Source organism: Sphingomonas guangdongensis (genome assembly GCF_900199185.1).
GTDB lineage: Bacteria > Pseudomonadota > Alphaproteobacteria > Sphingomonadales > Sphingomonadaceae > Sphingomonas > Sphingomonas guangdongensis.
This window is the reverse complement of record NZ_OBMI01000002.1, coordinates 272,263-294,848: the sequence shown is the minus strand read 5'-3', so window position 1 is coordinate 294,848 and position 22,586 is coordinate 272,263. Positions and strand designations below refer to the sequence as shown.

25 protein-coding genes are annotated in these 22,586 nt (G+C 69.5%); 17 read left to right on the top strand and 8 right to left on the bottom strand.

Annotated elements, in window-relative coordinates:
* Window positions 1-40 precede the first annotated feature (40 nt).
* The 9 genes from hisB (at window position 41) to CRO12_RS08410 (ending at window position 6,611) form a co-directional block, all read left to right on the top strand.
* Complete coding sequence (hisB, locus tag CRO12_RS08450; RefSeq protein WP_097063624.1) at window positions 41-628, top strand: imidazoleglycerol-phosphate dehydratase HisB; 588 nt, start codon at window positions 41-43, stop codon at window positions 626-628.
* Entirely contained in the window at window positions 628-1,236 is a 609-nt protein-coding gene (gene hisH / locus CRO12_RS08445) for an imidazole glycerol phosphate synthase subunit HisH (RefSeq protein ID WP_097063623.1), read from the top strand. Before hisB ends, hisH begins: the two co-directional genes overlap by 1 nt.
* Window positions 1,233-1,952: a 1-(5-phosphoribosyl)-5-[(5-phosphoribosylamino)methylideneamino]imidazole-4-carboxamide isomerase gene (gene hisA / locus CRO12_RS08440; RefSeq protein ID WP_425443004.1), complete on the top strand. Its 720-nt coding sequence runs from the start codon at window positions 1,233-1,235 to the stop codon at window positions 1,950-1,952. Before hisH ends, hisA begins: the two co-directional genes overlap by 4 nt.
* Window positions 1,949-2,707, top strand: a complete 759-nt coding sequence (gene hisF / locus CRO12_RS08435) for an imidazole glycerol phosphate synthase subunit HisF (RefSeq protein ID WP_097063621.1) — start codon at window positions 1,949-1,951, stop codon at window positions 2,705-2,707. Before hisA ends, hisF begins: the two co-directional genes overlap by 4 nt.
* A gap of 35 nt (window positions 2,708-2,742) precedes the next feature.
* Complete coding sequence (locus CRO12_RS08430; protein ID WP_097063620.1) at window positions 2,743-2,925, top strand: hypothetical protein; 183 nt, start codon at window positions 2,743-2,745, stop codon at window positions 2,923-2,925.
* A 32-nt stretch (window positions 2,926-2,957) separates the two neighbouring features.
* The gene (locus CRO12_RS08425; protein WP_097063619.1) at window positions 2,958-3,272 is read left to right on the top strand and encodes a phosphoribosyl-ATP diphosphatase; all 315 of its coding nucleotides are present in this window, start codon (window positions 2,958-2,960) and stop codon (window positions 3,270-3,272) included.
* A 129-nt stretch (window positions 3,273-3,401) separates the two neighbouring features.
* Window positions 3,402-3,779 (top strand): histidine triad nucleotide-binding protein, encoded by a 378-nt coding sequence (locus CRO12_RS08420; protein WP_097063618.1) that lies wholly within the window; start codon window positions 3,402-3,404, stop codon window positions 3,777-3,779.
* A 93-nt stretch (window positions 3,780-3,872) separates the two neighbouring features.
* Entirely contained in the window at window positions 3,873-5,444 is a 1,572-nt protein-coding gene (locus CRO12_RS08415) for an amino acid permease (RefSeq protein WP_097063617.1), read from the top strand.
* Window positions 5,445-5,498: 54 nt separating this feature from the next.
* The gene (locus CRO12_RS08410; RefSeq protein ID WP_097063616.1) at window positions 5,499-6,611 is read left to right on the top strand and encodes a glycosyltransferase; all 1,113 of its coding nucleotides are present in this window, start codon (window positions 5,499-5,501) and stop codon (window positions 6,609-6,611) included.
* Here the strand turns inward: CRO12_RS08410 and CRO12_RS08405 are convergent.
* Window positions 6,572-7,453, bottom strand: a complete 882-nt coding sequence (locus CRO12_RS08405) for a type 1 glutamine amidotransferase (RefSeq protein ID WP_179640932.1) — start codon at window positions 7,451-7,453, stop codon at window positions 6,572-6,574. The two genes, CRO12_RS08410 and CRO12_RS08405, sit on opposite strands and share 40 nt — an antisense overlap.
* A gap of 217 nt (window positions 7,454-7,670) precedes the next feature.
* Here CRO12_RS08405 and rplK point away from each other — a divergent pair, with 217 nt between their 5' ends.
* Together rplK and rplA are read left to right on the top strand one after the other, a co-directional pair.
* On the top strand, window positions 7,671-8,102 hold the full coding sequence (gene rplK, locus CRO12_RS08400; RefSeq protein ID WP_097063614.1) for a 50S ribosomal protein L11: 432 nt from the start codon (window positions 7,671-7,673) through the stop codon (window positions 8,100-8,102).
* 4 nt (window positions 8,103-8,106) lie between these two features.
* A complete protein-coding gene (gene rplA, locus CRO12_RS08395) occupies window positions 8,107-8,805 on the top strand; it encodes a 50S ribosomal protein L1 (protein WP_097063613.1) in 699 nt (232 codons plus the stop codon).
* 173 nt (window positions 8,806-8,978) lie between these two features.
* Here rplA and CRO12_RS08390 read toward each other — a convergent pair whose 3' ends face one another.
* Window positions 8,979-9,965, bottom strand: coding sequence for an alpha/beta fold hydrolase (locus CRO12_RS08390; RefSeq protein ID WP_097064246.1), 987 nt, complete (start codon window positions 9,963-9,965; stop codon window positions 8,979-8,981).
* A gap of 138 nt (window positions 9,966-10,103) precedes the next feature.
* On the opposite strand from CRO12_RS08390, the gene CRO12_RS08385 reads away from it, so the two are divergent.
* The 3 genes from CRO12_RS08385 to CRO12_RS08375 all read left to right on the top strand — a co-directional run bounded on the left by CRO12_RS08385 (window position 10,104) and on the right by CRO12_RS08375 (window position 14,413).
* Window positions 10,104-11,588, top strand: a complete 1,485-nt coding sequence (locus CRO12_RS08385; protein ID WP_097063612.1) for a L,D-transpeptidase family protein — start codon at window positions 10,104-10,106, stop codon at window positions 11,586-11,588.
* Between the two features lie 17 nt (window positions 11,589-11,605).
* Window positions 11,606-11,929: a hypothetical protein gene (locus tag CRO12_RS08380; RefSeq protein ID WP_097063611.1), complete on the top strand. Its 324-nt coding sequence runs from the start codon at window positions 11,606-11,608 to the stop codon at window positions 11,927-11,929.
* A 153-nt stretch (window positions 11,930-12,082) separates the two neighbouring features.
* Entirely contained in the window at window positions 12,083-14,413 is a 2,331-nt protein-coding gene (locus CRO12_RS08375; protein WP_097063610.1) for a TonB-dependent receptor, read from the top strand.
* On the opposite strand, the gene CRO12_RS08370 is transcribed toward CRO12_RS08375, so the two are convergent.
* Window positions 14,407-14,886: a nuclear transport factor 2 family protein gene (locus tag CRO12_RS08370; RefSeq protein WP_097064245.1), complete on the bottom strand. Its 480-nt coding sequence runs from the start codon at window positions 14,884-14,886 to the stop codon at window positions 14,407-14,409. The two genes, CRO12_RS08375 and CRO12_RS08370, sit on opposite strands and share 7 nt — an antisense overlap.
* Before the next feature lie 98 nt (window positions 14,887-14,984).
* Between CRO12_RS08370 and CRO12_RS08365 the strand changes: the two genes are divergently transcribed.
* The 3 genes from CRO12_RS08365 (at window position 14,985) to rplL (ending at window position 17,126) form a co-directional block, all read left to right on the top strand.
* Window positions 14,985-15,875 (top strand): LysR family transcriptional regulator, encoded by an 891-nt coding sequence (locus CRO12_RS08365; protein ID WP_179640931.1) that lies wholly within the window; start codon window positions 14,985-14,987, stop codon window positions 15,873-15,875.
* 303 nt (window positions 15,876-16,178) lie between these two features.
* Window positions 16,179-16,694, top strand: coding sequence for a 50S ribosomal protein L10 (gene rplJ / locus CRO12_RS08360; protein ID WP_097063608.1), 516 nt, complete (start codon window positions 16,179-16,181; stop codon window positions 16,692-16,694).
* A 54-nt stretch (window positions 16,695-16,748) separates the two neighbouring features.
* A complete protein-coding gene (gene rplL, locus CRO12_RS08355) occupies window positions 16,749-17,126 on the top strand; it encodes a 50S ribosomal protein L7/L12 (RefSeq protein ID WP_097063607.1) in 378 nt (125 codons plus the stop codon).
* 151 nt (window positions 17,127-17,277) lie between these two features.
* Here the strand turns inward: rplL and CRO12_RS08350 are convergent, their stop codons facing one another.
* The 5 genes from CRO12_RS08350 to CRO12_RS08330 all read right to left on the bottom strand — a co-directional run bounded on the left by CRO12_RS08350 (window position 17,278) and on the right by CRO12_RS08330 (window position 22,497).
* A complete protein-coding gene (locus CRO12_RS08350; RefSeq protein ID WP_097063606.1) occupies window positions 17,278-18,393 on the bottom strand; it encodes a flavodoxin family protein in 1,116 nt (371 codons plus the stop codon).
* Between the two features lie 107 nt (window positions 18,394-18,500).
* The gene (locus CRO12_RS18135; RefSeq protein ID WP_097063605.1) at window positions 18,501-19,481 is read right to left on the bottom strand and encodes a hypothetical protein; all 981 of its coding nucleotides are present in this window, start codon (window positions 19,479-19,481) and stop codon (window positions 18,501-18,503) included.
* Between the two features lie 121 nt (window positions 19,482-19,602).
* Window positions 19,603-20,682, bottom strand: coding sequence for a hypothetical protein (locus tag CRO12_RS08340; RefSeq protein WP_144033570.1), 1,080 nt, complete (start codon window positions 20,680-20,682; stop codon window positions 19,603-19,605).
* Window positions 20,679-21,923 (bottom strand): threonine synthase, encoded by a 1,245-nt coding sequence (locus CRO12_RS08335; protein ID WP_097063603.1) that lies wholly within the window; start codon window positions 21,921-21,923, stop codon window positions 20,679-20,681. Before CRO12_RS08335 ends, CRO12_RS08340 begins: the two co-directional genes overlap by 4 nt.
* A 49-nt stretch (window positions 21,924-21,972) precedes the next feature.
* Window positions 21,973-22,497 (bottom strand): GAF domain-containing protein, encoded by a 525-nt coding sequence (locus CRO12_RS08330; protein ID WP_097063602.1) that lies wholly within the window; start codon window positions 22,495-22,497, stop codon window positions 21,973-21,975.
* Window positions 22,498-22,586 lie beyond the last annotated feature (89 nt).

Below are 22,586 nucleotides of genomic sequence, written 5' to 3'. Positions count from 1 at the left end.
TTGCGGACCCGGTCAAGATTGCATAGGCGCGGGGCCGATCATGCGCACCGCCACCATCCACCGCGCCACCAGCGAGACGACGATCGACGTCGCGATCAATCTGGACGGCACCGGCAGCTACTCGGTCGAGACCGGCGTCGGCTTCTTCAATCACATGCTGGAGCAGCTGTCGCGCCACTCGCTGGTCGACCTTACGGTGAAGACGGTGGGCGATCTCCACATCGATCAGCACCACACGGTCGAGGACACCGGACTCGCGATCGGCCAGGCGGTGGCGCAGGCACTCGGCGACAAGCGCGGCATCCGCCGCTACGGCGATGCGCTGTCCCCGATGGACGAGACGCTGACCCAGGTCGCGCTCGATCTCTCGGGCCGTCCTTGGTTCGTCGGCGACCTGCCCTTCACCCAGAAGCGGCTGGGAGAGATGGACACGGAGCTGTTCGCCCACTTCTTCCACTCTCTTGCGCAGACCGCCGGCCTGACACTCCACATCCGCACGCTCTACGGCGACAACAATCACCACATCGCGGAGGCCGCGTTCAAGGGACTGGCGCGCGCCTTGCGCACCGCGATCGAGATCGATCCGCGCAAGGCGGACGCGATCCCCTCCACCAAGGGAACGCTCTAGTGGCGACCAGCCTCGTGCTGATCGACTACGGTGCCGGCAACCTCCACTCCGTCCACAACGCGCTGCGCGCGGCGGGCGCGGAGGATGTTGCGATGACCGCCGATCCGGACGCGGTCCGCGCCGCCGATCGTATCGTCCTGCCCGGCGTCGGGGCGTTCGGCGCCTGCGCGGCGGGTCTGCGCGCGGTGCCCGGCATGGTGGAGGCGCTGGAGGAGCGCGCGGTGCGCGGCGGCGTGCCTTTCCTGGGCGTGTGCGTCGGCATGCAGCTGATGGCGACGCGCGGGCTGGAGCACGGCGAGCACGCCGGGCTCGGCTGGATCTCGGGCGAGGTCGCCGCCATGCCGGCGCAGCCGGGCGTGCGCGTGCCGCACATGGGCTGGAACGACGTGACGCCCACCGCCGATCACCCGCTGCTCCAGCCCGGCGAGGCCTACTTCCTCCACAGCTTCGCTTTCACCGGCGCGGCCGTCCTCGCGACCACCGACCACGGCGGCACCGTCACCGCGGCGATCGGCCGGGACAACCTGCTCGGCGTGCAGTTCCATCCGGAGAAGAGCCAGGCGTACGGCCTGGCGCTGCTATCCCGCTTTCTGGAGTGGCGCCCGTGATCGTCTTTCCCGCCATCGACCTCAAGGGCGGCCAGGTCGTGCGCCTCGCCGAAGGCGACATGGCGCGCGCCACCGTCTACGGCGACGACCCCGCGGCGCAGGCCGAGGCCTTCGCCGCCGCTGGCGCCGACCACCTACACGTGGTCGACCTCGACGGTGCGTTTGCCGGTGCATCGGTCAACGGCGACGCCGTGCGCCGAATCGTGGAGCGCTTTCCCGGCCGCGTGCAGGTCGGCGGCGGCATCCGTGACCGCCACGCGATCGAGCGCTGGTTCGACGCAGGAGTCGCGCGCGTCGTGATCGGCACCGCGGCCGTCAAAGACCCCGACCTGGTTCGGGATGCCGCCCGCGACTTCCCGGAGCGGATCGTCGTCGCGGTCGACGCACGCGACAACATGGTCGCGACTGAGGGCTGGGCGGACGTGTCCGACCTCACCGCCACCGATCTCGCCCGCCGCTTCGAGGACGCGGGCGTCGCCGCCGTCCTCTTCACCGACGTCGGCCGCGACGGCCTGCTGAAGGGCTGCAACGTCGAAGCGACGACCGCCCTCGCCGCCGCCGTGTCGATCCCCGTGATCGCCAGCGGCGGCGTCGCCGGGATCGAAGACATTCTCGCGCTCGCAGGCAAGCCGGGGATCGAAGGCGTCATCACCGGCCGTGCGCTCTACGATGGTCGCCTCGACCTCGCCGAAGCGATCCGGGTGGCGCGCGGGTGACCGTCCGGGCGCGCGTCATCCCGTGCCTGGACGTCGCCGGCGGCCGGGTCGTCAAGGGCGTCAACTTCGTCGATCTGCGGGATGCCGGCGACCCGGTCGAACAGGCGCGGGCCTATGACGCGGCCGGTGCCGATGAGCTCTGCTTCCTCGACATCGGGGCGAGCCACGAAGGCCGCGACACGATCGTCGACGTGGTGCGGCGCACGGCAGAGGTCTGCTTCATGCCGCTCACCGTCGGTGGCGGCGTGCGCACGGTGGAGGACGCCCGCGCGCTGCTGCTGGCGGGCGCGGACAAGGTCGCGATCAACTCCGCCGCCGTCGCCCGCCCCGACGTAGTGGCCGAGATCGCCGACCGGATGGGCAGCCAGTGCGTCGTCGCGTCCGTTGATGCGCGACGGGTGGGGGAGCGCTGGGAAGTGTTCACCCACGGCGGCCGCCGCGCGACCGGCATCGACGCGGTCGAACACGCGCTGAACCTCGTGGCACTCGGCGCGGGGGAGCTGCTGGTCACCTCCATGGACCGGGACGGCACCCGCGACGGCTACGACCTCGACCTGATCCGGACGATCGCCGATCGGGTCGAAGTGCCGGTGGTCGCCTCGGGCGGCGTGGGAACGCTCGACCACCTGGTGGCGGGCATCCGTGACGGGCATGCATCCGCCGTGCTGGCCGCGTCCATCTTCCACTTCGGCGAGGCGTCGATCGCGGATGCGCACGCCGCACTCGCCGCGGCCGGCATTCCGGTCCGCTCTTGAGGTCGTCTTAACCTGCGCAGCGGTAACGGCCGGACGTGCTGCTGCGTATCCTGCCCCTGCTGGTTCTCGCCAACCCGCTGCTCGCGGCCGCGCCGCACTCCGGCGTCGTCATCCATGATGGGTTCGAGCCGAGCGACGTCGCGCTGTTCGCGGCCGCCTGCGCGGGCGTCTGGCTCGCGCGCCGCTCGATGCGCGCGCGGTTTCGCCGCAAAGATTGACTCGCGCCCGCCCGCGCCTTCAAGCGCGCGGCATGGACGCCTTTGCAACTCTGGAACAGACGATCGCCAAGCGGCTCCGCGCCGATCCCGGCAGCTCCTATGTCGCAAGCCTCGCCGCCAAGGGGCGCGCCAAGATCGCGCAGAAGGTCGGCGAGGAAGCGGTGGAAACGGTGATCGCCGCCGTGGCCGACGATCGCGGTGCGATGGTGAGCGAGGCGGCGGACCTGCTGTTCCATCTCACCGTCCTGCTCCACCACGCCGGGTTGTCGCTGAACGACGTGCGCGCGGAGCTGACCCGGCGGGAAGGCGTGTCGGGGCTGGCGGAAAAGGCGGCACGTACCTCTTGATTGCCGTTCGTACTGAGTAGCCATCGAGCGAAGTCGAAATGGCGGATCGAAGGATGCTTCGATACGGGTCTTCGACTTCGCTCAGCCCCTACTCAGCACGAACGGTATTCTTCGAATGAGGCTTGAAACATGGGCATCGACGCCACCCTCCCCTACGATCCCGACAACATCTTCGCGCGCATCCTGCGCGACGAGATCCCGTCGAAGCGCGTCCATGAGGACGATTACGCCGTCGCCTTCCACGATATCGCGCCGCAGGCACCGCACCACATCCTGGTGATCCCGCGCGGAGCCTATGTCTCCTGGGACGACTTCAGCGCGCGGGCGAGCGACGCGGAGATCGCCGGCTTCGTCCGTGCGGTCGGCACCGTCGCCCGCGACCACGGCCTGGTCGCCGACGGCTATCGCCTGCTCGCCAACATCGGGCGGGAGAGTGGGCAGATCGTGCCACACCTGCACGTCCACATCCTTGCCGGCCGTCCGCTCGGGGCCATGCTGGCGAGTTAAGGGATTGCCCTCGGGCGATTTGGGGCTAGGCTCGGTCGCTTGAACCATTAGCGGCGGCCCGGACACGAGGCCGCCCTCCCCGGGGGGAACTGCATGATTTTCGGGCGCGTGAAGCCGCTGGAGGCCATTCTTGCGACGGCGGAGAAGAAGTCGCTCCACCGCACGCTTGGCTGGTTCCAGCTGACCCTGTTCGGCATCGGCTGCGTCATCGGCACCGGCATCTTCGCCCTGACCGCCGCCGGCGCGCAGAAGGCCGGGCCCGGCCTGATGCTCGCCTTCGCGATCGCCGGCGCGATCTGCATCGTGGCAGCGCTCTGCTACGCCGAAGTAGCCGCGATGATACCTGTGGCCGGGTCAGCCTATACCTACAGCTATGCCGCACTCGGTGAGTTCCTGGCATGGACCGTCGGGTGGGCGCTTGTGCTCGAGTATGCCGTGGCGGCGTCGGCCGTGTGCGTGACCTGGTCGGATTACTTCCAAGGCACCTTTCTTCGAGAATTCTTCGGAGTCTCGCTGCCAACCTGGCTTTCCGCAGGTCCGCTGGCACTCGGCGGCTCGCCGGGCGGGCTAATCAACCTGCCGGCTGTCTTCATCGCCGGTCTCATCACAACGCTGCTGATCATCGGCACGTCGGAGAGCGCCAAGCTCAACGCCATCCTCGTCGCGATCAAGGTGACCGCGCTCACCGCCTTCATCGTGCTGACGCTGCCAAGCGAGCAGTTCTCGACCGCCAACTTCAACCCCTTCCTGCCGGCAGGCATCTTCGGCGGCTTGGGAACCGGCGTCGGAGCGGTCGGCGCCGCTGCCACCATCTTCTTCGCCTATGTCGGCTTCGACGCGGTTTCGACGGCGGCGGAGGAAACCAAGAACCCGCAGCGGAACGTGCCGATCGGCCTGATCGGATCGCTGCTGTTCTGCACCGTGTTCTACATCGTGGTCGCTGCCGGCGCGATCGGCACGATTGGCGGCGAGCCGATCATGGGCCCGAACGGCGTACCCTTCCCCACTGGATCAGAAGAGCTCGCCCGTCAGTGCGCACTGCCGCAATATGCGGAGGCGCTGGTCTGTTCCAAGGAGGCGCTGGCTCACGTCCTGCGCACCATCGGGTTCAGCGCGATCGGGAACATGCTCGGCGTCGCCGCCTTCATTGCGCTACCGTCGGTCATCCTGGTGCTCATGTTCGGCCAGACCCGCATCTTCTTCGTCATGAGCCGCGACGGCCTGCTTCCAGAAGTGCTGTCCCGCGTACATCCGAAATGGAAGACGCCTTATGTCGTCACCGCCATGACAGGTGTCGCGGTTGCAATCGGCGCTGCCTTCTTCCCGGTTGGACAGCTTGCGGATTGGGCGAATGCGGGCACGCTGTTCGCCTTTATGATGGTTGCGATCTGCGTGATGATCCTGCGCCGCACGCAGCCGAACACGCCCCGGTCGTTCCGCACCCCGCTCCTGTGGCTGGTGGGCCCGGCGACCATCGCCGGGTGCATCTTCCTGTTCCTCAATCTCCCGTGGCAGGCGATCCTGGTCTTCGTCGTCTGGGCGACGCTCGGCTTCATCGCCTATTTCGCCTACGGTCGCCACGTCAGCCATCTCGGCCGCGGGATCGTCGACAGCCATGAGAGCGGTTCGGTCGCCGTCGATCCGCCGGTTCCCGGCACCCGCTGAGCGGAAGCGCCCGGTGCATGCCTCCGGCAGCACCGGGCACGCCGGCTGAGGCCTATGTCCGACGCTGCCACCCCTCGAGCGCCCGCGGAGGTCGCGATCGTCGTCCCGACCTTCAACGAGGTCGGGAACGTCGCGCGCCTCGCCGATGCGCTGCGATCGGCGCTCGGCGAGCTCGCCTATGAGGTCGTGTTCGTCGACGACGACTCGACCGACGGCACCCGCGACGCGGTCGCCGCAATCGCTCGCGCCGATCCACGCTTCCGCCTGCTCCACCGGATCGGACGGCGCGGGCTGTCAACCGCGGTGATCGAGGGGATGCTGAGCACCACCGCGCCGATCGTCGCTGTGATCGACGCCGATCTCCAGCATGACGAGCGACTGCTGCCCGACATGGTCGCGCTGCTGCGCGCGGGCGAGGCGGACGTGGCGGTCGGCTCGCGCTACATGGCAGGTGGCGGCGTGGGTACGTGGGACGCGCGACGCCAGCGGGTGAGCGGGCTCGCGACGCGCCTCGCGCGGCTGATCACCGCCGCCGACCTGTCCGATCCGATGAGCGGCTTCTTCGCGATCACCCGGCCTGCGCTCGACGGCGCGGTCCGCGACCTGTCGGGCCAGGGTTACAAGATCCTACTGGACCTGCTCGCGTCTTCCCCCACCCGCCTGCGTATCCGCGAGCTGCCCTACAGCTTCCGCAACCGGGAGGCGGGTGAGAGCAAGCTCGATACGCTGATCGTGTGGGAGTACCTGCTGCTGCTGATCGACAAGCTGATCGGCCACATCGTGCCCGCGCGCTTCGTGTCGTTCATGTTCATCGGCGGCGTCGGCGTCTTCGTCCACATGGGTGTGCTGGCGTCGCTGAACGCGCTCGGCACCCGCTTCCTCGTCGCGCAGTCGGTCGCGACCGGAGTGGCGATGGTCTTCAACTTCTTCGTCAACAATCAGCTGACCTATCGCGACCGGCGGCTGCGCGGCACGTGGCCGGTGCTGCGCGGGCTGGTCACCTTCATGCTCGTCTGCGCCTTCGGCGCGGTCGCCAACGTCGGCATCGCCGAATATCTGTTTGCCGATTACGCCTATGGCTGGTTCTCGGCCGGGCTGGCCGGCATCCTGGTCGGCGCGGTGTGGAACTACGCGGCGAGTTCGGTCTTCACCTGGCGCTCGCGGTAGGTCCGCAGATCGGGCACCGCGCCAAGGAAGTTGATCAGCTCGCGCCGTCGCCGTGCTTCAACCGCGAACTCGTCATCGACCCCGAGCAGCCAGCGGGCGCTGCGGCTGTCGGGATTGCGGTGCAGGCGGTCGAGCAGCCCCGCTCGTTCCTCGATCTCGGCCTCGCCTTCGCCCAGGCCAGCGTCGACCAGGTCCGCGGCCTGCCGCCGGAGCGCGGCCGCGATCTCGCCCGGCGCGAGTTCCGGATGGTACTGGACGCCCCAGAACACGCCCCGGCCGAAGCGGATCTCGGCGGCCTGGATCGCGGTTACGCCGTTGGTGGCGAGGCAGCGGCTGCCGCTCGGCAGTGACTCGACCTCATCACCGTGGATCGCGGGCGCGTCCCACGCCGCCGGCCGGCCAGCGAGCAGCGGGTGATCCCGCCCCGCGTCCGTTGCGGTGATCCGCCGCGCGATCGCCGCCTCCATCCGCGGCATCTTGCGCACGCTGCCGCCCGCCGCCGCGACCGCCAGCTGCAGCCCCGCGCACGAGCCGAACGACGGCGTTCCGCTGGCGAACACCGCGCGCATGAAGTCGAGCTGCCGGTCGACTTCGGGACAGCGATCGTAGACGTGGAGCGGCGATCCCGAGACGAACACGGCATCGAATCCGCCGATATCGCCGGCGGACATCGGGGTCGCGTGAGCGTCCGACGGGGTCACCCGCTCCGTCAGCGCACCGGGGCACAGCTGCTCCAGCGTGGCCGCGTAGCTCTCCCCCGCACTCTTGCCCGCACTCTCGCGCCTGGCCTCGCGGTCCTCCTTCGTTTCGCTCTCCACGACTAGAAACCGCAACGCCCACACTCCACCTCATTGTTGAACAGCGCCAAACGTCCGACCGCCCGTCCCGGCCCCGCGCTCAACTCGTACATTGCGTTTCGGCGCGGGTTCGACTAAGCGCCCCGCTTCCACTCGTCACAGCGATGGAATGCTTGCGGGAGGGCACGGCAACGTGCCCGGCTGGACCGCTAAACTTGAAACCGGGTGAGCCGCTTGCGCCCACCCCGACCTAGAGAGTGACATGGCAAAGAAGATTACCGGCTATATCAAGCTGCAGGTGCCCGCCGGCGCCGCCAACCCGTCGCCCCCGATCGGCCCGGCACTGGGTCAGCGCGGCGTCAACATCATGGAGTTCTGCAAAGCGTTCAACGCGCAGACCGCGGACATGGAGAAGGGCTCGCCCCTGCCCACCGTGATCACCGTCTACGCCGACCGCTCCTTCTCGTTCGAGACGAAGACGCCGCCGGCGACCTTCCTCATCAAGAAGGCGCTGAACCTGAAGTCGGGTTCGAAGGAGCCGGGCAAGACCAGCGCGGGCACCATCAAGCGTTCGCAGCTGTCGCAGATCGCGGAGGCCAAGATGAAGGACCTCAACGCGAACGACATCGACGCCGCAACGAAGATCATCGAGGGCTCCGCACGCGCGATGGGCCTCCAGGTCGTGGAGGGCTAAGGACATGGCGAAGCTCACGAAGAAGCAGAAGGCGCTGGCCGGCGCGGTTGACCGCGAGAAGCTGTACGGCGTCGACGAGGCGCTGGCGCTGGTGAAGACCAATGCCACGTCGAAGTTCGACGAGACGATCGAGGTCGCGCTGAACCTGGGCGTCGATCCGCGTCACGCCGACCAGATGGTCCGTGGCGTGGTGACGCTGCCGAAGGGCACCGGCAAGACCGTGCGCGTCGGCGTGTTCGCCAAGGGCGCCAAGGCCGACGAGGCGCGCGAGGCGGGTGCCGACGTGGTCGGCGCGGAGGACCTGATGGAGGCCGTCCAGGGCGGCACGATCGATTTCGACCGCTGCATCGCGACCCCGGACATGATGGGCGTGGTCGGTCGCCTCGGCAAGGTGCTGGGTCCCAAGGGCCTGATGCCGAACCCGAAGCTCGGCACCGTCACCATGAACGTCGCGGAGGCCGTGAAGGCCGCCAAGGGCGGGCAGATCGAGTACCGTGTCGAGAAGGCAGGCATCATCCACGCCGGCCTCGGCAAGGCGAGCTTCGCCCAGGAGGACCTGCGCGAGAACTTCAACGCACTGGTCGACGCGGTCATCAAGGCCAAGCCGTCGGGCGCGAAGGGCAAGTACTTGAAGAAGGTCGCGCTCTCCTCGTCGATGGGGCCGGGCGTGAAGGTCGACACCGCGGAGGTCGCGGGCGCCTGATCCTCGCCGAAGGCAAAGAACAAGGGGCCGGCGGAGCGATCCGCCGGCCTTTTTTCGTTGTCCGTCATGCCTGCCTCCGCTGGCATAACGTGAGTTCCTCTACACTCGTTACCCCGGACTTGATCCGGGGTCTCGCTGCCTTCCGACTGTCGGAGAAGAAGCAGCACTGCGGCTCACGGCGGGGATGAGGCAGGAACAGTCGTCAGCGCCTCCAGCAACGCCCGCTGGAACCGCGCAGGATCCTCTACCTGCGGCGCGTGACCGAGCCTTGGCAACCGCACAAGCCGCCCCCGAAGGAACGCCCGCACCGCTTGCTCCGCCGCCTGCGGCACCGTCCCCACCCGCACGCCCGCGGGCGCGGTGTTGCCGCGGAACGCCGTCGTGTCGGTCTGCCCGATCAGCAGCGTCACCGGCTGTGTCACGCGGCCGAACTCGTACACGACCGGCTGGGTCTGGATCATGTCGGAGAGGCGCGCCTGCGCCTCGCGCATCGTGCGCCCACGCGGTGAGGCGTATTGGCCGGCCAACATCTGCACCCAGCGCTCGTACGCCGGCCGCCACTGGCCCGCATAGTAGGTCCGCTGCTGGTAGGCGCGGATCGTCGCGGCGCTGGTTTTCGCCTCCTCGGCCCGCAAGGTCGCGAGCGGCGCATAGGGCACACCTTCGGCGATCGGGTCGTTCAGCCCGAGCGGGTTGACCAGCACCACGTCCGACACCTCGCGCGGGTAGAGCAGCGCCATCCGGACCGCGAGCATGCCGCCGGTCGAGTGCCCGACCAGCGTCACCGGCCCCGCCCCCGCCTGCGCCAGCAGCTCGCGCGTCAGCATCGCGAGCGCGGCGAAGCTGTACTGGAAGTCGGCAGGCTTCGCCGACTTGCAGAAGCCGATCTGGTCCGGTGCGATCACGCGGTAGCCCGCGCCCGCGAGTGCGCGCGCCGTTTCTTCCCAGGTCGCCGCGCAGAAATTCTTGCCGTGGAGCAGCACAACCGTCCGCCCGTTGGCTCGACCCTGCGCTGGGAAGTCGAGGTACGCCATCCTGGATCCCGTCGCGCTCGTGAACCAGCGGAGCTCGCGCGGGTAGGCGAAGCGCTCCAGGTCGGCACCGAGCGGCACGGTCGATGGAACGGCCTGAGCGGTGGCGAGCAGCAGGGGCAGGATCATCGCGTCACGGGGCTCCTTCACGTACACCCGCAACCGATCACCCGTGGTAAATGCTCCCGTACACCCCGTTTTCCTTTGAACCGCGCCGCCCGCATCGGGTAAACGGAACCCGCCGCCTCCCGCTGCGATCAGGTATTCATGCGTAATCGAGTTCTCCCGTCCGCCCTCATCGCCGCCCTGCTCGCCGGCACCACCGCCCATGCGCAGCAGGCGCCCGCTCCGACGCCGCCGCCGGAGGTCCGCTTTGCGCCGCCGGCGATGCAGACCACGCCGCTGCCCCCCGCCGCCCCGCAGCCGATCGCGCTGCCGCGGCTGTCGCCCGAGCAGATGCAGCAGCTATCGACGCTGCTGGCGGAGGGTGGCTACGCCCATGGCCTGCGCCACGAGGCGCTCGCCCGCCCGCTGCCGACCGACAACGACGGCCTGGTCCGTGCCGCGCTCGACTATGCGCGCGCCGTGCACAGCGGCCGCCTGGCGGAGGAGGACTTCAAGGAGGATTGGGGACTGCGCCCCGCCGCGTACAATCCCGTGCCGGACTTCGCCGCCGCGGTGCAGAGCAACCGGCTCGGCCGCTGGTTCGCGATGCTGGCACCCGGCTATGCGGGCTACGACGGCCTTCAGAAGGGTCTCGCCAACTACCGCGCGATCGAGAAGGCGGGCGGCTGGTCGCAGGTCGCGGCCGGACCCGATCTGACGGTCGGGGCAAGCGGCCCGCGGGTGCGCGCACTGCGCAAGCGGCTGGCGGTCGAGGACAAGACCGTGGTCGCGACCGGCGATCGTTTCGATATCGAGCTGAAGGCGGCGGTCCAGCGCGCGCAGCGTCGCTACGGCCTCAACCCGACCGGGACCGTCTCCACCGGCACGCTGGCCGCGCTCAACGTGTCGGCCGGCGCGCGGGTGAAGCAGATCATGGCAAACATGGAGCGCTGGCGCTGGCTGCCGGCCGAGCTGGCGCAGAAGCGGATTCAGGTGAACATCGCCGCGGCGGTGCTGACCGTGTTCGACGGCGACCAGCCGATCATGTCGATGAAGGGCGTGACCGGGCGGCCGGGCGACGAGACGCCGATGCTCCAGTCGGCGATCCACTCGGTGGTGGTGAACCCGCCCTGGAACGTGCCGACCGGCATCGCTCAGCGCGAGCTGTGGCCGAAGGGTCCGGGCTATCTCGCCCGCAACGGTTTCAAGGTGATCGGCACCGGGCCCACCAAGCGGCTGCAGCAGCAGGCCGGGCCGCTGTCGGCGCTCGGCCGGTTCAAGTTCGACTTCGACAACAAGTACGCGGTGTACCTCCACGACACGCCCGCGCAGGCCAAGTTCGCGAGCTTCGACCGGTTGGCGAGCCACGGCTGCGTGCGCGTCGAGAAACCCGCCGATCTCGCCGAGCTGCTGCTGCGCGACGATCCCGAATGGAACGCGGCGACGCTCCAGGCGGCGGTCGACGAGGGCAAGACTCAGCGCGTCAAGCTGCCCGAGCAGGTCTCCGTCTACCTGCTCTACTGGACCGCCTTCGCGTCCGCGAACGGCACCATGAATTTCCGCGCCGACCCTTACAGCTGGGACGCGGAGCTCGCCGACAAGATCGAGAAGCGCTCCACCATCCAGGCGGAGACGATCGCCGAATGACCGAAGGACCATCCCGCATGCGCAAGACCCTGCTCCCGCTCGCCGCCCTCGTGCTGCTCGCCGCCTGCTCCGGCTCCGACGAGCCGGAGGCGGTCGTCAGCAACGAGCCGGCGATGCTCGACGTGACCAACGAGGCGGCGGACGTGCCGGAGGCGCCGCTCGCGACTCCCTCCATCAATCTCGCCACGGAGAACAGCGCGCTGGTGGAGGAGCCGGAACCGACCGCGCCCGACGAGCAGGTGCTGGAGGATGCCGACGCAACCGGCATGACCGCGCGCGTCGATCGGTCGGGTGACGAGGAGACCGCTCCGGCGGAGACGGTGTCCGAGAAGAAGGACTGACACCGTGTGGCGTGAAAGCCACACCTGTTAACCAACTGTTACAATGCCGGCCGATTACTTCAATCCGACATAGTTGCCGACTAGCGCCCGCCGCCAGCGGGGGCGCCGGTCTAGTTGGTCGAGACTACCCCGCGTCATTTCAGCGGGGGTATCATGGTGTCGTTCAAGTCGTTTCTGCTCGCCGGTGCCACAACGGCCCTGATCACGTTGGCCACGCCCGCCACCGCGCAGGTCGCCGCCGGCCCGGATGATACCGCCGCCACGACCGACGACGGCACGCTCGGCGAGATCGTGGTGACCGCGGAGCGACGCGAGGAGAACCTGCAGCGCACCCCCGTCTCGGTCGGTGTGGTCAGCGGCGAGGATCTGCGCCGGTTCCAGGCGGGCGGCGACGATACGCTCTCGCTCGCCGGGCGCGTGCCGAGCCTGTACGCGGAGACGACCACCGGCCGCATCTTCCCGCGCTATTACATCCGCGGGCTCGGCAACATCGACTTCTACCTGGGCGCGTCGCAGCCCGTCACCATCATCCAGGACGACGTCGTCCTGGAGCATGTCGTCCTGAAGTCCAATCCGGTGTTCGACGCGGCGCAGGTCGAGGTGCTGCGGGGGCCGCAAGGCTCGCTGTTCGGCCGCAACACGACCGCCGGTATCATCAAGTTCGACACGAACCGCCCGAGCCAGGAGCTCGCCGGACGGGTCAGCGCCTCCTACGGCAGCTTCAACAGCGTGAACGTCGACGCGGGCGTCGGTGGACCGATCGTCGCCGACAAGATCGCGTTTCGCCTGTCCGCCCTCTACCAGCACCGCGACGACTGGATCGACAACAGCTACACCGGCGCGAGCTTCGACGGCACCCGCGGCGGCGAGGATGCGCTCGGCGGCTTCGACGAGCGAGACGTGCGCCTCCAGCTGCTGTTCACGCCGACAGAAGACATCTCGATCAATCTGTCGGGCCATGCCCGCAACTATGACGGCACCTCCACCGTCTTCCACCGCGGGGCGCTGCGCCGCGGCAGCAACAACATCCAGGGCGAACCGCGGACCCGCGTCGCGCTCGACGAAGGCGACAACAATCCGCAGGGCTACGACACCTACGGCGGTTCGGCAAACGCCAGCTGGGACTTCGGCGGCGTCGCGCTCACCTCCATCACCGCCTACGAAACCACGGCTGGCTACAGTCGCGGCGATACGGACGGCGGGGCGGCGACGCTGTTTACCGGGCCGGCCTTCTACGGCCAGAGTCAGGGCAACATCCGCGACCTCGATCAGTGGACGCAGGAATTGCGGCTCGCCTCGACCGGCGACACCGCGTTCAAGTGGCAGGTCGGCGGCTTCTATTTCGACAATCGCGACATCACCGAATTCTACCAGCGGCGCTTCTTCCTGACCGCGCCGTTCGTCGCGGCGAACGCCAACACCAACAACCCGGGCAACTTCGTGCGCTTACGCGACGTCAACACCTCCTGGGCGGTGTTCGGACAGGCGAGCTACCGTCTCGACCGCCTCACGCTGACCGCCGGCGGCCGCTACACGGAGGATCGCAAGCGCACGACGCTGGTCCAGCCCGCGACGACCGGCGCCACCGTCAACTTTCCCGCGACCGCGCCGCGCACGGTGCGGCTGGTCGGCAAGGAGCCGAGCTGGGACGTGTCGGCGCTGTACGAGGTTGATCCCGCGCTCAGCCTGTACGCCCGCGTCGCACGCGGCTTCCGCGGGCCCACGATCCAGGGTCGGTCGGCGGTGTTCGGCTCCGCCTTCACGACCGCCGATTCGGAGACGATCATCTCCTATGAGGCGGGCTTCAAGTCGCAGCCGACGTCGCGCATCCGCCTCAATGCCACCGCCTTCGGGTACCGGGTCGACGATATCCAGCTGAACGGCAACGACGCGAACGGCAACGGCGTGCTGTTCAACGCCGACAATGCCGAGGCGTACGGCGCGGAAGCGGAGCTGGAGTGGCGGCCGATCCGCAACATCGCCTTCTCGCTCGGCGGCAGCGTGCTGCACACGGAGATCAACGACCCGAACGTCTATGCGCAGGTCTGTGCATTGGGCGGCGGAGTCGGCGTCACCTGCACGGTGCTCGACCCGACGATCACCCGCCCGATCTTCGGCACGCCGACGGTGCTCGCGCAAATCGACGGCAACCCGCTGCCCAACGCGCCAAAGTGGCAGCTCAACGCCGCCGTCCGCTACGACATCCCGCTGTCGAGCGGGGCGAAGCTGTTCGTCGACACCGACTTCAACGTGCAGGGCTACACCAACCTGGTGCTGTACCGGACGCGCGAGTTCTACGCCGACGGCAACTTCGAGCTCGGCCTTCGCGCCGGGCTGACCAGCGCCGACGGCCGCTACGAGCTGGCGGCGTTCGCGCGCAACATCACGGCCGAGAAGAACCTGAAGGGCGTGATCGAGAACTACAACGCGGCCGTCTTCAACGAGCCGCGGATCATCGGCGTCAGCCTGTCGGCGCGCTACTGACCCATCGGGGCGCCGCCCTCACGGGGCGGCGCCACCTTCTCGTTGGCGTGGCGCGCCAGAAACCACCAGCGCCCGTCCTTCCACAGCCAGACGTTGGTGAAGCGCCGCTCGACCGGAGCGCCGCCGTCTGCGCGGCGCTTGCCCGCGATGCTGTCGACCGAGGGCTGGACGATTTCGCGACCGGCGACGACGCCGGTGTTGCCGTCGAGGATCACGCTCTCCACCCAGCGGTCGAAGCGGTCGTGACCGATGCCGCGGTTGCGCCACAGCGCGACGGTCCGCTCGCGCGACCACACTTCCCCCCCCGGCGCGTTCACCTCAAACTGCGGGTGCATCATCGCGGCGAGCGCATCGGCGTCGCGGGTGCGCGCCGCCTGATGCTGCGCGGCGTCCGCGCGGCGCAGGCTTGCCTCGTCCTGCGCGGCGGCAGGAGCGGCGAGCGACAAGAGGATCAGCGTGGCTGGGTGGCGCATGTCGTGCGTGCTCCGTCGTTGATGACCCGGAGAGCATATGGCTGCGGCGTGATGCTGGGGAGCCGCAAGTCTGCTATGCAAGGGCCGCACTTTTGCGGGTGCCTGCAGTGTTCAACTGGGACGATCTCCGCCACCTTCTCGCCGTCGCGCAGCACGGAAGCACGCTGTCGGCGGCGCGCGCGCTCGGCGTCAGCCAGTCGACCGTGCAGCGCCGTCTGCGTGCGCTCGACGACGCGCTCGGCCGGTCGCTCACGGTGCGGACCGCATCCGGCTACGCGCTGACCGACTATGGCGCGGCACTGCTGCCCGCCGCGCAGGCGGTGGAGGAAGCGGCAAAGCGGTTCACCGGGGTAGCCCGTGAGGCGCGCGACCGCGTCTCCGGGCTGATCCGGGTGACCTGCCCCGAACCGATCATCCCTCGCCTCATGCCGCTCATCGAGCGCTTTCAGCAGACCCACCCCGACCTGCAGGTCGAGTTCGTCACCAGCGACCGCTACCTCGATCTTGCCCGCGGCGATGCCGACGTCGCGTTCCGCTCCGGCGACACCGATGCCGATCTGGTCGGCCGGAAGGTCGCCGATTCGATCTGGTCGGTCTACGCGAGCGCCGGCTATGTGGAGCGACGCGGCCGACCGCGCGACGTCGCCGACCTCGCCTCGCACGCGCTGGTGACGCTCGATGCCGGCATGGCCGGGCACCGGGTCGTGGCCTGGCTGGACGAGGTCGCTCCGCATGCGCCGCGCGTGGCGCGAGTGAACAGCATCCTGGGGCTGCTCCAGTCGGTCCGATCGGGCGCCGGCGTGGCGCCGCTGCCCGCCAACATCGCCGACGCGGATCCCACGCTGGTGAGACTGTTCGGCCCGGTACCGGCCCTCACCCGCAGCTGGAAGCTGCTGACCACCCGCGCCCTGCGGCGCGAACCGCGGATCGCCGCTTTCTTCGACTATGTCGCAGCGGCGGAGGCGGCGGTCCGCTCGATCCTGAACTGAGCGCGCCCGCCGCGTTGACTTTCCCGCAAATTCCGCTAACGGCCCCACATCGTCGCGGTGCCTCGGCCCCGCCACGCCGTCCGAGACAGTGGGTGCCCCCCGGGGCTTAATTTCCCGCCTAGACGGGTGCAGAATGTTTCACCGGTGCAGCTGCACCGGGTCCTGGCTGGTGGCCTGTCCGCGGCTCTGGGACGATCCTGCCCCTCACGGACATGAGTACGCCCGGTCCTTCGCGTCCGGGCGCGTGAAGCTGGTCGTCGTGCGCCCTCCCGGGCACACGGCGGCTGATTTGAGGAGAATGGCATGGATCGTTCGCAGAAGACCGAGGCCGTTGCCGAGCTGAAGAGCAATTTCGAGCAGGTCGGCGTGGTGGTTGTCACCCGCAACCTGGGGATGACGGTCGCCCAGTCGACCCAGCTCCGCACGAAGATGCGCGAGGCCGGTGCCGCGTACAAGGTTTCCAAGAACAAGCTTGCCAAGATCGCGCTCGAGGGCACCGATTACGCGGGACTTTCCGACCTGCTGACCGGCCCAGTTGGGCTCGCCACCTCGGCCGATCCGGTCGCCGCCGCCAAGGCCGCGTCGGATTTCGCGAAGACGAACGACAAGTTCGAAATCGTCGGCGGGGCGATGGGTACCCAGGTCCTCGACGCGGCGGGTGTTCAGGCGCTCGCCACGCTGCCCTCGCTCGACGAGCTCAGGGCCAAGATCGTGGGGCTCATCGTGGCACCCGCGACCAAGCTGGCGACCATCACCCAGGCACCGGCGGCCCAGATCGCCCGCGTGCTCTCGGCCTATGCGGAAAAGGACGCCGCGTAATCTCGCGCGGGTTGTCCATTACACATCACACACCTTTGATACTGGAGTTACACAATGGCTGATCTGAACACGCTGGTTGACCAGCTGAGCGAGCTGACCGTTCTCGAGGCCGCCGAGCTCTCGAAGCTGCTCGAAGAGAAGTGGGGCGTCTCGGCCGCTGCGGCGGTTGCGGCCCCGGCCGCCGGTGGCGGCGGCGCGGCGGCCCCGGCCGTCGAGGAAAAGACCGAGTTCGACGTGATCCTGACCGGCGACGGCGGCAAGAAGATCAACGTCATCAAGGAGGTCCGCGCGATCACCGCGCTCGGCCTGACCGAGGCGAAGACGCTGGTCGAGTCGGCTCCGAAGGCCGTCAAGGAAGGCGTGTCCAAGGACGAGGCCGAGAAGATCAAGAAGCAGCTGGAAGAAGCCGGCGCGACCGTCGAGATCAAGTAAGCCGCAGTTGGGGAGACGGGCTGGCGAGCCAGCCTGCACCCCAACCAGGCCGGCGTGGGCATCGCCCAGGTCCGACGTCATGGGCTTTGCCCGAGACGGCCTTGAACAGAAAAGGGCGGCCCGCACCTGCGGCGCCGCCCTTTTTCCTGCCCTACTTCGGCCGCGGCTCGACCAGGTCGACGCCGATCGCCGGCATCAGTCCCTGCCGCTTGGCCGTGACCGCCTCACACAGCGCTCGGGCGGCATTGCGCACCTCGTCTTGGATCGCGGTATCGGCATCGAGCTCTTCGTGGCTGGTCGCATAGGGCTTCCAATAGCCGATGTAGCGGTCGAGCTCGGCCTCGACGCCCGCGCTCTCCATCCGCATGAAGCGCATCCAGTCGGAAAGCGAACGGCGGACATTCTCCGCACCCTCGACATCGCCGTGGACGACAATGGAGAACAGCCGATCCTTGAGGTGACGGGGATAGTCCCACCCCTTCAGCTCCTCCGCCTTGGCCTTTTTCGCGTCCTTGCCGTGGGTCAACGACGGGTCGGGATTGCCGCCGTCGGCGCAGACCAGCCGGTCCATCATCAGCTTCAGCGGTGAGGTCGGGCTGTACCAGTTGACGGGCGTCACGATCATCACGCCGTGCGCCGCGACCCACATCGGGTAGATCTCGTTCATCCAGTCATGGACCTGCCCCAGCGAGTGGTTGGGATAGCAGCTGCACGGCCAGTGGCAGAGCGCGGCCGCCGTCGAGAAGCATGCCTTGCAGGGGTGGATCTGCCGTCCGTATTCGGAGGTGAGGCGTGACAAGTCGAGGAAGTCGACCTGGGCGCCGCGCGCCTCGATCTCCTCGCGGGCCAGCTGGACGAGGCGCCACGACTTGCTGAGCTCGCCGGGGCAGCTGTGCTCGGACCGCGACGACGCGCTGATCAGCAGCATGCGCGGCGGCGCGGTCGAGTCGTCGTGGCGGCGCTGCGCCGCCTCGATCGCCCCCTTGGCCGCGATCCACTCGATTGACAGGTCATAGTCGGGATCGGCGTAGCCCGGCCCGGCCTTGGTAGTGTGCGGCGACTTGCGCTGGTGCTTGTAGGCGTCCCAGGCGGCGTCCGCGACCTGATCGAGCGAGGCGCGCAGCGGCGCAAAGGCATCGTCCTGAAACTGCGCGAGGTAGCGCTGCTTGAAGTCCTGCTCGCCCAGACGGGGGCTATCCGAGCCCTTGCGCGGCTCGGGCGGACTGACTGTCCCCCGCACCGCATCGATCACGTCGCGTACCCGCATGTCCCGTCCTTTCCACTCGCATTCAAAGGGGAGAACGGGACAACATAGGTTAGGGGTCCGCAGCCGCGCGATCGGCGTCTGCCACCGGACGCAGCTTGGCCGCTCGATCAGCGCGCGGCGAACAGGGTTGCTGAGAAGATGACGGCGGGCGCGTTGCCCGCGGCGTCGACCGTGCCGCCGAGCGCGGCGCCGACCTCTGCGCCGTTCTGGCCGAACACCTGCCCGCGGAGCGTCGCGCCGACGGTGCGGCCGGCGATCGCCAGCGGCCCGGCGATGCTGCCGGTCGCCGGATCGAGCACGCCGGCGACGCTTGCCGTGCCGAGCTCGAGTGGGGCGCCGCCGCCCTCCGGCGTGCCGACGAGGCGCAGCGTCGCGGTGACGCGCCGCCCGGCCCGGTCAAGCACCAGCGTCACAGCGCTCATATCGAGCAGGTAGCTGCGGGTGCCGGTCGCGTCGCGAACGTACGCCACACCGCGTAGCACCGTGCGCGGGTAGCTTCCGTCCGCGGCCGCCAGCTCGCCGGCGGCGGTCGGCAGGCCGAGCACGCAGTCGTGGCGGCGCTCCATCCCGCCTACCCGGGCGTCGACCCGCGCCGATCGTGCGGACAGCAGCGCCGGCTCGGCCGCGAACGGCTGCGTGATGCGGAGCGCGTAGCGATCGGCGCCGATGGTCTTGGCGAGCGCAACCTCTGCGCCCTGCACGCTGCCGTCGGCATCGCGCCCGTCGAAGCCGACCGCGACCTCGCCCGCGATCGACCAGACCTGCGGCGTGAGTACGAAGCGGAACACCAGCCCCTGCCCCCACGCGCTGACCGGCAGCGCCGCGGGCGTCGGCGCGGAGGTGATCCCGGCACAGGCGCTCGGCAGGGTCACGCCGGCACCGTAGCGGAAGCTGTAGATGTCGGCGAAGCGTGCCGGTGCGCTCGCAGGCGGTGCCGGCGTCGGCGTCGGCGTGGGAGTCGGCGCAGGGGTCGGCGCAGGTGCGGGTGCCGGCGTGGAAACGCTGCCTCCGCTCGGAGCGGCGGTGCCGCCCCCGCCCGAACAGCCGCCGATCGCCAGCAGCGGGATCGTCAGCCATGCCCTTGCCATCTTAGCCCTCCGCCTCGCGCCCGCAGCGCGGCTGATCGTTCGCTGATGAACGCGGCACAGGGCGCTCGGCGGATCTTCCCGCCGGACGACGCTTCCCTTCAACACCCGCAGTGTTGCGGTTTTATGATTGCGCTTCCGGAACGAAGCGACGGGCGGCGATGCGGGTGAAGCGCTGGCCCGTGCGATCGACCCAGATGGGGCCTAGGCGCGATGCCTCTTCGGTTCCGGTGCCGACCAGGAACGCCGCTCCGTCGGCGCGCACGGACAATCCGCTGCGCCAGCGCAGGTCGACCAGCACAACCGGCACGATCATCGCACGTCCGGCCACCTCGCTGACGTGCATGGCAGTGCCGGGCAGCGTCAGCTCGCCGGTCAGCCGCCGCGCCTCCCCGGGCGCAAGGTCGAACTGCGCGGCCGCGTTCATGGTTGGTGCGCTGGCGTGAAAGGAGGCGATCTCGCGCGCGAGGGTCGGCCCGGCACTGCCCAGCACGACGACCGGGCGCACAGCCTCCAGCGGCACGCCGGCGTCGTTGCGCAGCACCAGCTCAAACCGCAGCAGCGCATCCGGGCCCTGCGTCGCGAGCTCGATCGCGCGCAGCTCGACGGTGGGAGCGGCACTTGCTGCCGGCACAGGCTCGGGCGTCGGAGCAGGCGGCTCGGCGATCGCGGCTGCGGGTTCGACGCTCTCGTCCAGCTCGGGCGCGCGGCGACGCCGCCACAGGTAGGCAGCGCCGGCGAGCAGCGCGAGCGCTACTCCGCCCGCGAGCCACGACCAGAGCGGCGTCCCGCCGTCAGCTTGGGCGGGAGGCGCCGTCGCAATGGGCGCCGTTGGCGTCGGAGCGGGTACTGCGCTCGCATCCGGCGACGGAACGGCAGCGGGCGGACCGTCCGGTGTCGGTAGCGGAACGGGCGTCGGGGCGGCTGTCGGCGCCGCAACCGGGGCCGGCGTCACCCTTGCAGCAGGCGCGTCGGCTCGCACCGACGTCGGCGCCGGCGTCGGCGTGGGCGACGGCACCGTCACCCTGACGGGCGGCGGTGCGATCGTCGGCGTGGCTTGCGGCGTCGGCGTGCCGGGCGGCAGGCTGTAGTCCTGTACGCCGGGCAGGGTGATGACGGGCGGCGTGGTCGTGTTCTGTGCGGCGATCGGCCACGCCAGCGCCACGGCTCCGGCGGCGCACACCATGCGCACGTAGGTCCTCACAGCGCCGCCAGGTCGATGTCGCCGTGGCGGTCGAGCGTCCGCGACCGGTCCGGCATCGGGTATTTCAGTCCGGTGGCACAGTTGAAGAGCACGACGCGATCGTCGCGCGCGACCAGTCCGTCGGTCAGCGCCCGATCGTAAGCTGCGAGCGTCGCCCCGCCCTCCGGACACAGCAGCACGCCGTCGCCCGCGGCCTCGTCGACCGCGGCAAGCAGCGCCGCATCGCTCACCGCCAGCGCCGCGCCGCCGCTCTCTCGGACGGCGTCCAGGATCAGGAAGTCGCCGACCGCCCTGGGCACGCGGATGCCGGCTGCGACGGTGTGCGCGTCCTCCCAGCGGTCGGCGTGACGCTCGCCCGCCTCCCACGCCCGCACCATCGGGGCGCAGCCCTCCGCCTGCACGGCGTACATCCGCGGCCGCTCGGGCCCGATCAGCCCGATCGCCTCCAGTTCGTCGAAGGCCTTCCACATCCCGATCAGCCCGGTGCCGCCACCGGTCGGGTAGAAGATCGCATCGGGCAGCGTCCAGCCGAGTTGCTCGGCCAGTTCCAGCCCCATCGTCTTCTTGCCCTCGATCCGATAGGGCTCCTTGAGCGTCGACAGGTCGAACCAGCCGTTCGCCTTGCAGGCCGCGCCGACGATCGCCCCGCAGTCGTCGATCAAGCCGTTGACGCGGTACACGCGCGCGCCCTGCGCCGCGATCTCGCGCACGTTGATCTCCGGCGTGTCGTCCGGGCACAGGATCACCGCCTCGATCCCGGCGCGCGTCGCATAGGCGGCGGCGGCGGCGCCGGCGTTGCCGTTGGTCGGCATCGCGATGGTCCTGACCCCGAGCGCCTTGGCCATGGAGATCGCCATAACCAGCCCGCGCGCCTTGAAGCTGCCGGTCGGCAGCCGCCCCTCGTCCTTCACGATCGGCGCCCGGGCATTCCGCGCCGCGCCGACGCGATCGAGGGTCAGGAGCGGCGTCGCATTCTCGCCCAGGCTGACGATGTTGGCCGGCGATCGGACCGGCAGCAGCTCGCGGTAGCGCCACAGGTCCGCCGGGCGCGCCGCCAGCACCTCCCTGGTGAGCGCCGCGCGCACGCCGGGCAGGTCGTAGCGGACCAGCAGCGGTCGCCCGACCCGGCTCAACCCGTGCAGCACGTCGGCGTCGTACCGCTCGCCGGTGATCGAGCATTCCAGGTGAGTGACGAAGCTGGGCAGATCGGCGGGCAGATTCGCGAACGGATCGAGGCTCATGAGGCCGCGGTTAGGACAGCACGCGCCGCGCCGCAAATGTCTTCGGGGTTCAGCCGGTCCGCCGCAGCGTCGGCGACGAAGGCTCCAGGCGGCGGCGATGACCCTCCATCAGCGCCACCGTTCGGTCGGCGAGCGCCTGGAGCCGGGCCACCTCCGCGTGCGACACCGCCGCGCGCGGCGCAGGATCGAAGACGCACAAGGTCCCGACCCGCAGCCCTTCCCGCGCCCGCAGCGGCGCCGCGGCATAGAAGCGCACGAACGGCGCGCCGGTCACGAACGGATTAGTCGCGAAGCGATCGTCCGCGCGGGCGTCGGGTACGATCGTCACCTCGGTCGTCCGGATCGCGTGGGTGCAAAGCGAGAGCCCGCGCGGCACCTCCCGCTCCGTGACGCCGTGCCGCGCCTTGTACCACTGGCGGTCACGGTCGATCAGCGAGACGACCGCGTGCGCGGCGCCGAAGAACAGCGCGGCGTCCGCGGCGACCGCGTCGAACGCCGCTTCGTCCGGCGTATCGAGTAGCGCGAAGCTCCTGACGCACGCGATCCGAGCGCCCTCATCCTGATCGCCGTCCATTGCCGCATGCCCCGCCCGAAACCGGGTGCACGCTACCGTCCGGATGGTCACGGAAGCGTGAAGGATTGGACGATCTCGGAGGCAACCGT